Raw genomic sequence first — 12327 nt, 5'->3', positions numbered from 1 at the left:
ACGCTAAACAGTGCGACGCCGAGAAGTTTTCTGGCGCTAGACTCCTAGCGGGAGGCAACCTTGGACGCTGACGAGAGCACTGCGCGACCCGTTCTACTTGCATTGCGCGCCCTGAAACTCGGGGATTTACTTGTTGCCGTCCCCGCGTTGCGAGGCTTGCGGCGGGCGTTTCCGGAACACCGGATCCTCTACGCCGCGCCCGCGTGGATTGCGGAGGCCTTGGATTTGGTGGGCGGCATCGAGAACCTTCCCACGCCGGGACTCGACAATCCCCTGGCCATTGCGCCGGGAACCGTCGACGTCGCCGTGAACCTGCACGGCAACGGGCGCGAAAGCAGCATCCGTATCGAGGAGTTGCAGGCCAAGCGGGTACTATCGCACCGGTCCCCCGGCCTCGACGGTCCTCCTGGACCACCGGCATCCCCGAGCGCGAGCGCTGGACCCGCTTGCTAAATTGGCACGGGATCGACGCCGATCCTCTCGACTACAGGCTTCACCCGCCACGGGTCCGCTCGCCCCGGCCCGGCGCCACCGTCATCCACGTCGGTGCCGCCTATGGCAGCCGGCTCTGGCCGGTAGAACGGTTCGCGCACGTCGCCGTCGAGCTCACGAAAGCCGGACACAACATCGTCCTCACCGGGGGTCCGTCCGAGCGCGCCCGCGCGGAGGAAACGGCCGCCCTGGTGAACCTCAGGGGAATGGATGTCGACGGCGGCGTTCTTGCCGGGCGGCAGGGCCTCGCCGAGTTTGCAGCGACCATCGCCGAAGCCCGGCTGGTGATTTCCGCCGATACCGGCGCGGCGCACCTGGCCTCCGCGTATGTGCGCCCCTCAGTGGTCCTTTTCGGTCCCGCCCCGGCGGAAGAATGGGGTCCGCCGCCCGGACCACACGTGGTGCTCACTGCCGTCGAGCTCCGACGCGGCGACGTGTTCGCCCCTGATCCCGATCCCGCGCTGCTGGCCGTCGGGGTTCGTGACGTGCTGGACGCGGTGGAACGGCTCGGCTGCTAGCGCCTTGGTCGGTCGACGTCGCGGTCTTCCTCATCAAGCAACTGCGTTTGCAGGAAGACGAGGATCCTGGCCAATTTGCGCGACACCTGCATCTGGGACATCCCCAACGCTTCGGCGATGACGGACTGAGTCTCTTCACGGTAGTAGCGCCGGTAAAGCAGGTGGCGGTCCTCGGCGCTCAGCCCACGGATCGCATGCCGCAAGGCCAGCAAGTCCTCCAGCCGCCCGGTAGGGCAGCCGAACGCCGGCAGGCAACCCTGGAGGCCCTCGCGTCCCTCGGAAGCTGGTGCATCCAGGGAGTCAGGACGTTTGCTGGTCCCGGCCATGAGTGCTTCCCGCACTTGCCAGGGCTCCAGCTGAAGGTCGGCGGCCACCTCTTCAGCCGACGGTGTGCGCTGCAGAGACTGAGTCAGTTCCTCCGTGCGGGCCAAGACTTCCCGACGCCAGTCCTGGATGGTCCGGGGAGGCCGCACCACCCAGCAATGGTCACGAAGATACCTCTTCACTTCACCGGCAATCGTCGGGGCGGCGTAAGCGGGAAAGCTGTCGCCCTTGGATTCGTCATAGCCGCGTGCCGCCTTGACCAGTCCCATGTATGCGACCTGCCGGACGTCGTCGCTGTCGTGCCCAAGGCTGGAATAGCGGGCGGCAATGGACTTTGCCAGACCCAGATGGTCAAGGATTAATCCTTCTTGGAAGCTCTGCCGAATCGTGCTCTCACCGCTTGGCGCAACGATCTCGGCCGCCCTGGCGGCACGCTCCGTGCCAGGCGCGAGGCTCGCGGCGGCAGGCGCGGTCTTCGCGGAGGCAGCGGTGGAACACGCGGTGGCCGCCGCGGGATCCTTGGTGCAGGTGTCGAGTGCTCGTATTAGTCGCATAGGCGTTCAATCCTTGGACCTACGTGGCGGGTGAGCCCACGGCAAGACTCAGTAAAAAGATAAGCCCACTTACTATTGGCTTTCAACAGGCATATCGGACTTAGCCCGAAAAGTGGAGTGGGTCAGCTCCTGTCAAGGCCTCACGCAGCGGGCTCAGCACCTACTGCGTGATCCGTTCGACCACGTCGCGGATGGCATCACGCGTTGGGCCTGTGTAACTCCGGCAGCCCGCAGGCAAAGCACATCAGGTCATTGAGGCTTATGGGTTGCCTTTGGCGATTGCCGTCGACAACGCCGTGGCGAAACCGCACCACACCGCATAGGGGGCGAGGGATCGGCCCGCTCCGCGATTCAGGGCATACGTCCGCCGCACCAGATCGGCGCTGCTGACAGTCAGGACGGCGCACTCCGCAGCAGCCAGCTGCGGCCGGCGGCCGCGCCAGAAGAGCCAACTCCACGCCGCGTTCAAGAACAGGTTCACGGCCAGTGCGCGCCGGTAGTCACGGATCTTCTGTGCAGTGGCGGCGCCTCCGGTCTCGAGTGCATCCCTGCCGTCCAACGCGACGGCGGAACTGACCGCTATATCTGCGTAAAGGGCTGTCCACACCACGGGAAACGCAATCGCGGGGGGCTGCCAGCCAGGTTTGCGCAGCCCCCGGTACCAGTCGCCGTCGGGGTCCGCTGCCACCGAGCCGGCCAACGCGGTCGCCGCCGTTGCCGCGGCTGTCCGCACGAGCGTCATCAATTTCATCTGTGCATTCCTCCGACCGGGCACCTTCCGGACGCAACCTTCGCCCACGAACCCGGAAGTGGGATGCGGTTGCGCCCCTTGCCGACCACATCCATCACAGGTTCGGGTCGCGGTTGCCCGACGCTGCGCTCTTACCACCGTACCCGCGATTGCCCGGGTCGGAACCGTCCCGGCCTCTGGCCTGGGAGAGAGCTTGTGGCTGGTGGAGCAATCGGACGACGTCGGGCGGCCCGGCGGCGCAGGCGACCCGGACCGGCTCGCCGAGGAACTGATCCTCATCCTCAACGGCGCCTTCGCCAGCGCCGATGTGCTCGGAGGCAACACCTACGGCACCCGCGCATTGAGTATGGCCCGGCGACTCATCGACGAAGAGTGCCGCACTCCAATAACCCACTAACTGCGACACCTGCTAAGAACGCGGCTCGCACCGGACGAATAGCGCGGACAGTGTCCGGCATTGACGCATACCAACGACACGAAGGGTAACCTCCCGCCATGGTCAGAAGAACCTGCAGGTCCCGGCGCATATTCTGAGATCAGCCGTATCCGATCCTGAAGGAAGCCATGCCCGACACCTCACGTCCCTTACGCAAACTTGGATTCCTCACTATCGGCCTGTTCGATCCGGCGGATCCTGCCTCGGGGCACGAATCGACTTTGCGGATCATCGAACGTGGCGAAGGCCTCGGATTCGACAGCGCGTGGCTGCGGCACCGTCATCTGCAGTTCGGAATCTCCTCCCCCATCGCGATGATGGCCGCCGCCAGCCAGCGCACCTCACGGATCGAGCTTGGAACCGCTGTAACCCCGCTGGGCTGGGAAAACCCCTTACGCCTTGCCGAAGACCTGGCCACCGTGGATCTGCTCGCCGGGGGACGCATCAATCCGGGGCTGAGCGTCGGTGAACCAATGCACTACGACACGGTGAAGCACGAGCTGTACCCGGATTCCTCCGAGTTGGAGGATTTCAGCTACGGGCGCCTGAACCGGTTTGCCCGTCTGATCGCCGGGGAAAAGGTGCGGGACTTTTCCGGCAGGCAGGGTGTAGTCGAGGAATTCTCCAACCGCGTCGAGCCGCACTCTGCCGGGCTCCGGGATCGCCTTTGGTACGGGGCGGCCAGCACGAAGTCGGCCGTCTGGGCCGGGGAAAACGGCTTCAATCTGCTCTCCAGCAGCGTCATCTTTCCGGAAGCGGATCAGGAACCGGACTTTGCCCGAATCCAGCAGTCGCAGATTCGTGCTTTCCGTGAAGCCGCTGAAACGTCAAGCCCTGGCGCACGGACAGGCCCGTGTGTCGCAGGGCCTGGTGGTGATCCCCACCGATTCGGCTTCGCCGGGTCAGCGGGAGAAATACCAGCGGTATGTTGATGAACGCACTCCCCGCACACGGGCGCCGCAGGGGCCAAGGGGCATGCTGTTTGCCCGGATCTGATCGGTACCAGCGACGAGATCGCCGAGCAGCTATACGCACACGCGGGATTTCAGGAAGTCGACGAGGTGGCGTTTGCGCTGCCCTTCAGCTTCGACCACGAGGATTACATCCAGATCCTCACCGACATTGCCGGCAAACTCGGTCCCGCCCTGGGATGGACTCCGGCTGAAGTCCGGCGCGACCTGCAATAACACCGTCACCCCAGCGCCGGATTTTAAGCACTACGGACCCGAACTACGACAACCAGCCTAGGAGCTCAACTGTGCGGTAGCCTTTCGTCCCATGGTCGATGCGAAGCGGTTCCGAGTACTCCTTGAGGAGGAACGTGACCGCAAGGTTGCGCTCTTGGAAGCCCTCCTTGGGGACATCACGTCGGTCAACGCCGCCAGGCAAGACGCGAACGTCGACGACGAACACGATCCGGAAGGTAGCACGATCGCCTTCGAACTTTCCCAGGCTTCCGCACTCATGGAGCAGAGCCGGGCGGGCCTGGAACAGATCGAGGCCGCTTTGCTGCGGATTGCCAACGGGAGTTACGGACTGTGCGCCGTGTGCGGCAAGCCCATCGCGGAGGGTCGCCTGGAGGCAAGGCCTTGGACTCCGTACTGCATAGAGCACGCATCCGGTCAGAGCTAAGCCAAGGCGACTACCCCTCCCGCCACTCGTTGCCAACGATGTACGATCCGGCGTGAGCGATCATCTAGAGCATCCCGCCGTCGACGATGCCGGTAAAGCCGCGAAGGCAATCACCGCTGCGGAACCGCGACCCGGCTTTGCTCCTGAGCTCCGATAGTGTGGGCCTATGCCCATCGAAATCCCTGCCGCTGAAGGCACTGCTGAGGCCCTCGTTGCCCGCTCTTCCACTGCAATCGGCCCTCTTCCCGGTGTCATCCTCTACATGGACGCCTTCGGCCTGCGTCCCCGAATCCAGGAGATGGCCCAGCGCATCGCCGACTGGGGCTACGTGGTGCTGGCGCCGAACGTTTTCTACCGTGAAGGATCAATGGCCGAGATCGCCCCGGCCGTGGACATGACCGATCAGGAAGGCAGGGAAGCGGCAGGCAAGGCTGCTTTCCCCCGGGTCGGCCGCCTGACACCGGAAAAGGCGCTGCAGGACATTAATGCGTGGGTGTCCGCACTTGCCGGGCTCGACGGCGTAGCTCCCGGCCCCATCGGGACCACCGGTTACTGCATGGGCGCCCGGCTGGCCGTCCGCACCACCACGTCCCACCCGGACGTGGTGGCAGCGTGCGGCGGCTTCCACGGCGGCGGCCTCGCCACCGACGGGCGAGACAGCCCGCACCTGAAGCTTGGCGACGCACGGGCCCGGTTCGTCTTCGGCCACGCGGACCATGACCCCAGCATGGCACCGGACGCCGTCGCTCGGCTCGGCGAAGCCTTGAAGGCCGCAGGGCTTAAGGCGTCCAACGAAATCTATGCAGGGGCGCCGCACGGCTACACCATGGCGGACACCTCCGCCTTCAACCCGGCGGCCACCGAGCAGCACTTCCAGGAGCTGCAGGCTCTACTCGACACAACGCTGAAAGGCTTACCCCGGTCACCGCCCGAAGCCGGATTGCCACGTCGAATCTCCTGCCGGTCAGGCCACAGACACGGCAGCCAGCAGGGCAATGAATAAGCATAAAAACGGCCAACGCACCTCCCCCATGCCTTTGGCAGGCCCTCCCTGACGACGTCGTCGCCGGGGTCCGCTACCCAGGAACACGACTACCAGGCTTGAGGCACCGGCTGCGACGCGCCTCGTTCGAACGGGCCGGCGGACCACTCAGAACAGACCGTGCGCCGCCACTCTTTATTCTTTACCGTTGTCCTGCGCTTCAAGGTGTTTGGCCATGGCTTCAACTGCCTGGTTCCACCGTTCCCCAATGGCCTGCCTGCTCAACGGTTCAAACATGCCGGTCAGGACCTTTTCAATTGCGTCATATGCGGCGTCCTTGGCCCGTTCCTGCGCCGCCGGGCTGTAGTAGTTCATGCCCGTTATTCGACACCGTGGCCAAAGCGGATGGCCCCGCACGGCAAAGACAAATACAAGCGGCGCAGCGCCGGCGAGGGCAGTTCGATGACGCTCAGGCAATAGTGCCGAGCTGGCGCTGAGCGTTCTGATCCAGACTGCTCGAACCGGGTTCCGGACCGCGGAAACACTGGGAAGTCCCGAAAACATGCCGAGTACGGCTCCTTGCATAAACCGAGACCAGCCGGAGGTGACTGCCGCACGGTACGTGATCCAGGCCGCTTTCCACCCTAGTTGGGGGCTCACAGGGACGCCGACAATGGCAACAAGGACGCGATCGGACAACAGGAGTAGGGCGTTCCGCACCTAGGGATCACGCCGCGCACCCGCAAGCGTCGGCTCGTAGCTTTCAAGCTGAACGCTGGCTCTCACGAGCGCCCGGAGCTCGGGCAGGCCTCCCTTCACGGCCCCGGCCGCCCGGGCCTGGACCAGCACGTTCCCGAGCGCCGTGGCTTCCACGGGGCCCGCGACGACCGTCTTGCCGGTGGCATCAGCGGTGAGCTGGCACAGCAGCCTGTTCTGCGAACCGCCGCCCACGATGTGGACCACCGACGTCTGCTTGCCGGACAGTTCTTCGGCGCGTGCCAGGGTCCTGGCGTAGCCCGCTGCGAGGCTGTCCAGGATGCAGCGCACGACGGCGGAGGGACGGTCCGGGAGGACGGCGCCGCTGGCGCGAACCGCGGATCTGATGCGCTCCGGCATGTTGTCCGGGGCGATGAACGCCGGATCGTCGGCGTTGATTTGCGGGCCGCCGGCCGGAAGTGCCGCGGCGGACTTCAGGAGCGAAGTTAGTTCCTGTCGGTGCCCTTTTGCGGCCCAGGCCCGTTGGCATTCGCTGAGCAACCACAAGCCGCCCACATTGCGCAGGTACCTGATGGTGCCGTCGACGCCCCTCTCGTTGGTGAAGTTGGCCAATCGGCTTGTTTCATTCAGGACCGGGCTGTCCAATTCCACGCCCACGAGGGACCAAGTGCCGGAGGAAATGTAGGCGAAGTCTTCCTGCAGGGCCGGAACGGCCGCCACCGCCGAAGAGGTGTCGTGGGACCCCACGGCAATCACCGCAGTCTCCGCCGGCAACCCTGTCCGTGCCGCGATGTCCGGCAGCAGGGTGCCCACGGTCTCGCCAGGCTGGATGATGGCAGGAAACAGGTCTTGGGGCAGGCCGAGTAGCTTGAAGAATTCGGCGGCCCACTCCCCCGCAACGGCGTCAAAGAGCCCGGTGGTGGAGGCATTCGTCGCCTCAGTACGGCGTTGCCCGGTCAATCTGAACGCGATCAGGTCCGGAATGAGCAGCACCTGGACGGCTCGAAGTTCCCGTTCGGCGCCGAGCTGGTAGAGCGTATTGAACTGCAGGAACTGCAGCCCGGTGGTGGCATAGAGCTTCGCAGGGTCCAGCAGCCTGTGGACGCCCGCGACGGCGGTGCGGCCGCGCTCATCGCGGTAGCTGAACGGCTGGGTCCGCAGGGCGCCGGAGGCATCGACCAGTCCGTAGTCGACGGCCCACGTGTCGATCCCGATACTGGCAAGCCGCTCCCCGCTTGCGGCGGCTGTTTCGGCAGCCGCCGCAAGTCCTGTGAGCACCTCCTCGAACAGTGCGTCGAAATCCCAGTGGAGTCCGCCGTCGAGCTCTACGACGGCGTTGGGGAAGCGGTGAACTGTTTCGAGCGACACCGTTTGCCCTCCCGTCCCGGCCGAGCCCATCCGGCCGAGCATGACGCGTCCCGAGGACGCTCCGATATCGACCGCGGCGAAGACGCCGGCAGCAGTTGCTTGCGCGCTCATCGCAAGAAGGCCGCGGCGACGCCCGCGTCCACCGGGATGTGCAGGCCCGTGGTGTGGGAGAGTTCGTTGCTGGTCAGCACGGCGGCCGCGTTGGCCACGTGCTCGGGCAGGACTTCGCGCTTGAGAAGGGTGCGCTGGGCGTAGTACTTGCCCAGCTCCTGCTCGTCCACGCCGTACACGGCGGCGCGCTTGGCGCCCCAGCCGCCGGCGAAGATCCCGGAGCCGCGGACCACGCCGTCGGGGTTGATGCCGTTGACGCGGATGCCGTGCTCGCCCAGTTCAGCAGCAAGCAGGCGTACCTGGTAGGCCCTGGTCTGCCTTGGTGGCCGAATAGGCGATGTTGTTCGGGCCGGCGAATACCGAGTTCTTCGAGGAAATGTAGACGATGTCCCCGCCCAGGCCCTGGTCGATCATGACCTTGGCCGCGGCCTTGGAGACCAGGAATGAACCCTTCGCCATGACGTTGTGCTGCAGGTCCCAGTCTTTCTCCGTAGTTTCCAGGAGCGGCTTGGAGATGGACAGGCCCGCGTTGTTCACCACGAGGTCCAGGCCACCGAAAGTCAGGACGGCTTCCTGGATCGCGGCGGCGATCTGCGCCTCGTCGGTCACGTCGGCCTGGACTCCGATCGCGACGTCGGAGCCGCCCAGTTCCGCGGCTACGACCTGCGCGTTCTCCAGGTTGAGGTCCGCGATGACCACGCAGGCGCCCTCGGCGGCGAGGCGGGTGGCGATCGCCTTGCCGATGCCCGACGCCGCGCCGGTCACCAAGGCGATGCGCGTGGCGTGCGACTTCGGCTTCGGCATACGGGCCAGCTTCGCTTCCTCGAGGGCCCAGTACTCGATCCGGAACTTCTCGGATTCCTCGATCGGGGCGTAGGAGGAGATCGCCTCGGCACCGCGCATCACATTGATCGCGTTCAGATAGAACTCGCCAGCGACCCGGGCGGTCTGCTTGTCCTTGCCGTAGGAGAACATGCCCACTCCCGGGACCAGGACGATGGCCGGGTCGGCACCGCGCAGGGCGGGGCTGCTTTCGTCGGCGTGGCGGTCGTAATACTCCTGGTAATCCTCACGGTAGGCGGTGTGGAGTTCTTTCAGGCGCGCCACGGAATCCTCGATCGAGGCGTCGGCGGGCAGGTCCAGGACCAGGGGCTTGACCTTGGTGCGCAGGAAATGGTCCGGGCAGGACGTTCCCAGGGCGCCCAGACGTGGGTGCCCGGATCCTTCGAGGAACTCCAGGACACGCCCGTCGTCGCTGAAGTGTCCCACCTGTGGTTTGTCCGCCGAAGCGATGCCGCGGATGACCGGGGCCAGCGCGGCCGCTTTGGCTTTGCGCTCGGCCTCGGGCAGCGGGGCGTAGCCGGGCAGTGCGGGCCCGAAGGGATCGTTCCTGCCGTGATCCTTGATGTACTGCTCGGCCTGTTCGATGATCCACAGGGAGTTGGCTTCGGCTTCCTCGCTGGTGGCGCCCCACGCGGTGATGCCGTGGCCGCCCAGGATGGTGCCGATTGCCTGCGGGTTCGCTTCCTTGATCGCTGCGATGTCCAGACCCAGCTGGAAACCCGGGCGACGCCAGGGAACCCACACCACCTTGTCGCCAAAGATCTTGGACGTCAGGGCCTCCCCGTCCACCGCCGTCGCAATCGCGATGCCCGAGTCCGGGTGCAGGTGGTCAACATGCGCGGCATCTACCAGCCCGTGCATGGCGGTATCGATCGACGGCGCTGCGCCGCCCTTGCCGTGCAGGCAGTAATCGAACGCGGCCACCATCTCGTCCTCGCGCTCCACGCCCGGGTACACGTCCTTGAGTGCCTTCAGCCGGTCCATCCGCAGCACGGCAAGATTCTCGGCCTTCAGCGTGCCAAGGTCCCCGCCGGACCCCTTCACCCAAAGCAGCTCGACGTCCTCCCCCGTGACCGGATCCGTCTCGAACCCCTTGGCCGAGGTGTTTCCTCCTGCGAAGTTGGTGTTCCGCTTGTCCGCGCCCAGGCGGTTTGAACGGGAAATCAAGTGTTCAACAGTCTTGTTCATGGTCCTTATGCGCCCCATCCGGCCTGCTGGCCGCCCGCGCGGTCCTCGTTGATCTTCTTCTGGTAGCCACTGGCCTTGAACGCCGCCATGGGATCGGCCGGGAGGCCCCGGGATTCACGCCACTCGGCCAGGACCGGGCGGACGTCCGTGTAGAAAGCGTCGTTGAAGATGCCATTGGCGGCCAGGACGTCGCCTTCACGCTGCGCTTCGGCCAGTGCATCGTTGTCGATGAGCAGTGCGCGTGCCGTCATTTCCTGGACGTTGAGCACGGACCGGATCTGGCCCGGGATCTTCTCCTCCAGGTTGTGGCACTGGTCAAGCATCAAGGCCACCCCAGAATCTTTCCCGAAGCCGCCGCCGCGGATGACCTCGTGCATGATGCGGAACAACTGGAAGGGATCCGCGGCACCGACAATCAGGTCATCGTCCGCATAGAACCGGGAATTGAAGTCGAAGGAACCGAGCTTTCCCAGGCGCAGCAGCTGCATGACGATGAACTCGATGTTCGTGCCCGGAGCGTGGTGGCCGGTGTCCAGGCAGACAAACGCCTTCTCCCCCAGCGCCAGGGTCTGCGCGTAGGACGTGCCCCAGTCCGGGACGTCGGTGTGATAAAAAGCCGGCTCGAAGAACTTGTACTCCAGCACCAGGCGCTGCTCGTCACCGAGCGCGGCGTAGATTTCCTGCAGGGATTCGGCGAGGCGGTCCTGGCGGCCGCGCATGTCGTCCTGGCCCGGGTAGTTGGTGCCATCGGCCAGCCAGACCTTCAGATCCCGGGAGCCGGCGGCGTGCATGATCTCAAGGCACTCGAGGTGGTGGTCGATCGCCCGGCGACGGACGGCGTCGTTGGAAGATGTCAGGGAGCCGAACTTGTACTCATCATCCTGGAACGTGTTGGAGTTGATCGTGCCCAGGCCCACGCCCAACCCGGCCGCGTACTCGCGCAGCGCGGAGTAATCATCCACCTTGTCCCAGGGAATGTGCAACGCCACCGTCGGCGCCAACCCGGTCAGTTCGTGGACCTTCGCGGCGTCCGCCAGCTTCTCCTGGATAGTCCGCGGCGTGCCGGGCGTGCCGAACACCTTGAAGCGGGTGCCCGAGTTGCCATAGGCCCAGGAGGGAACCTCAATGGCCAGCTCCCCGAGGCGGCCCAGCGCAGTTGCAATGTGGTTCATCGATGAGTCTTTCTCTGATGGTGGCTATTTGAATCGTTTCATTGTTACGATTCAAAGTAGTCTGGGAATCAGATGGGTGTCAAGAAAATCCGCCCGTCCTCTTGCGAATCCCGGCGATCCGCAAGATTGGTACCACCGGGAACGGAAGAAATATGTCGCGGGCAGCCAGCATCAAGGACGTCGCCGACCATGCTCAGGTCGCGGTGGGAACGGTGTCCAATGTCCTGAACAACCCCGACCGCGTTTCCAAGCGGACGAAGGACAGGGTGTTGGAGGCCATCCACGAGCTCGGCTTTGTCCGCAACGATGCCGCCCGGCAGCTGCGGGCAGGGCACAGCCGGACCATCGGCGTCGTGGTCCTGGACGTCGGCAACCCGTTCTTCACCGCACTGGTCCGGGCCGCGGAGGACGCTGCGGCAGTGAACGGCAGCGCCGTGCTGCTGGGCGACAGCGGCCACGACGCGAACCGGGAATCGCACTATATCGATCTCTTCCAGGAGCAGCGGGTCCAAGGCCTGCTGATCTCGCCTGTGGGGGACGTGGCGGACCGGCTGGATATGCTGCGGGAGCGCGGCATTCCCACGGTCCTGGTAGACCGGCTTGCCGACGAGGACCGCTTCAGTTCCGTTTCGGTGGATGACGACGCCGGCGGCTACGTTGCCGCCCGGCACCTCCTCGATCTCGGGCGGAGGAAGCTGGCCTTTGTGGGTGGGCCGCTGTCCATGCGCCAGGTGTCCGACCGCCTGCGCGGCGCGCGCCGCGCTGTGGACGAGGTGGACGGCGCAACGCTGGAAGTTATCAACTCCGACGGTCAGACGGTGCTCGCCGGACGCGTGGTCGGCAACACCATTGTTGAGCGGGAGAACCAGGGACATGCCGGACGGCATCTTCTGCGCCAACGACCTGCTGGCGCTCGGCGTGATGCAGTCGCTGACCATGATGAACGGCGTGCGCATTCCGGAGGACGTAGCCCTGATCGGCTACGATGACATCGATTTCGCCGTGTCCGCCGTCGTGCCGCTTTCCTCCATCCGCCAGCCCACCGAGGCGATCGGCAGGACCGCCATTGAACTCCTGACGGAGGAACTGGACGCCCAGCACCCGCGGCACCGCGCCGTCGTCTTCACCCCCGAGCTTGTGGTCCGGCAAAGCACCACGGGTACCGAAGCGCCAGCCTGACCGAATTCGGGCTAGAAGGCGTTGGTCGCCCCCGTCAGCCCCGGCTTCCCGTGAGCCATG

General features: G+C 65.3%; 9 protein-coding genes and 4 pseudogenes. 7 read left to right on the top strand and 6 right to left on the bottom strand.

The genetic code is table 11. The features are described 5' to 3' along the window. The first annotated feature begins 60 nt into the window (after positions 1 to 60). Positions 61 to 1010 (top strand): annotated as a pseudogene (locus tag ACF0H6_RS00540) (glycosyltransferase family 9 protein). Here ACF0H6_RS00540 and ACF0H6_RS00535 read toward each other — a convergent pair. Together ACF0H6_RS00535 and ACF0H6_RS00530 are read right to left on the bottom strand one after the other, a co-directional pair. Further along, positions 1007 to 1888, bottom strand: coding sequence for a sigma-70 family RNA polymerase sigma factor (locus ACF0H6_RS00535; RefSeq protein WP_395248024.1), 882 nt, complete (start codon positions 1886 to 1888; stop codon positions 1007 to 1009). The pseudogene ACF0H6_RS00540 and the gene ACF0H6_RS00535 overlap by 4 nt on opposite strands. Before the next feature lie 259 nt (positions 1889 to 2147). Continuing rightward, positions 2148 to 2639, bottom strand: coding sequence for a TspO/MBR family protein (locus ACF0H6_RS00530; RefSeq protein ID WP_395248023.1), 492 nt, complete (start codon positions 2637 to 2639; stop codon positions 2148 to 2150). 202 nt (positions 2640 to 2841) lie between these two features. On the opposite strand from ACF0H6_RS00530, the gene ACF0H6_RS00525 reads away from it, so the two are divergent. From ACF0H6_RS00525 to ACF0H6_RS00510, 4 genes and pseudogenes are all read left to right on the top strand, one after another. Then, positions 2842 to 3036 (top strand): hypothetical protein, encoded by a 195-nt coding sequence (locus ACF0H6_RS00525; protein ID WP_395248022.1) that lies wholly within the window; start codon positions 2842 to 2844, stop codon positions 3034 to 3036. Positions 3037 to 3203: 167 nt separating this feature from the next. Next, positions 3204 to 4262 (top strand): annotated as a pseudogene (locus ACF0H6_RS00520) (LLM class flavin-dependent oxidoreductase). Positions 4263 to 4353: 91 nt separating this feature from the next. After that, a complete protein-coding gene (locus ACF0H6_RS00515) occupies positions 4354 to 4707 on the top strand; it encodes a TraR/DksA family transcriptional regulator (protein WP_395248021.1) in 354 nt (117 codons plus the stop codon). A gap of 166 nt (positions 4708 to 4873) precedes the next feature. Beyond that, a complete protein-coding gene (locus ACF0H6_RS00510; protein ID WP_395248020.1) occupies positions 4874 to 5710 on the top strand; it encodes a dienelactone hydrolase family protein in 837 nt (278 codons plus the stop codon). Between the two features lie 174 nt (positions 5711 to 5884). Here the strand turns inward: ACF0H6_RS00510 and ACF0H6_RS00505 are convergent, their stop codons facing one another. From ACF0H6_RS00505 to rhaI, 4 genes and pseudogenes are all read right to left on the bottom strand, one after another. Further along, a complete protein-coding gene (locus ACF0H6_RS00505; protein WP_395248019.1) occupies positions 5885 to 6064 on the bottom strand; it encodes a hypothetical protein in 180 nt (59 codons plus the stop codon). A 345-nt stretch (positions 6065 to 6409) separates the two neighbouring features. Continuing rightward, positions 6410 to 7885, bottom strand: a complete 1476-nt coding sequence (locus ACF0H6_RS00500) for a rhamnulokinase family protein (RefSeq protein ID WP_395248018.1) — start codon at positions 7883 to 7885, stop codon at positions 6410 to 6412. Continuing rightward, positions 7882 to 9934, bottom strand: a pseudogene (locus tag ACF0H6_RS00495) (bifunctional aldolase/short-chain dehydrogenase). Before ACF0H6_RS00495 ends, ACF0H6_RS00500 begins: the two are co-directional and overlap by 4 nt. Next, on the bottom strand, positions 9922 to 11088 hold the full coding sequence (rhaI, locus tag ACF0H6_RS00490) for an L-rhamnose isomerase (protein WP_395248017.1): 1167 nt from the start codon (positions 11086 to 11088) through the stop codon (positions 9922 to 9924). Before rhaI ends, ACF0H6_RS00495 begins: the two are co-directional and overlap by 13 nt. A 152-nt stretch (positions 11089 to 11240) precedes the next feature. Here rhaI and ACF0H6_RS00485 point away from each other — a divergent pair. Beyond that, positions 11241 to 11831 (top strand): annotated as a pseudogene (locus ACF0H6_RS00485) (LacI family DNA-binding transcriptional regulator); the annotation flags it as partial. Then, positions 11725 to 12267: a substrate-binding domain-containing protein gene (locus ACF0H6_RS00480; RefSeq protein WP_395249841.1), complete on the top strand. Its 543-nt coding sequence runs from the start codon at positions 11725 to 11727 to the stop codon at positions 12265 to 12267. The pseudogene ACF0H6_RS00485 and the gene ACF0H6_RS00480, both read left to right, overlap by 107 nt. Positions 12268 to 12327 lie beyond the last annotated feature (60 nt).

The sequence above is a fragment of the Arthrobacter sp. NA-172 genome, assembly GCF_043952055.1.
Classification (GTDB): Bacteria; Actinomycetota; Actinomycetes; order Actinomycetales; family Micrococcaceae; genus Arthrobacter.
Note: the sequence above shows the minus strand (reverse complement) of the source record. Positions and strands in the feature narration are given on the sequence as shown.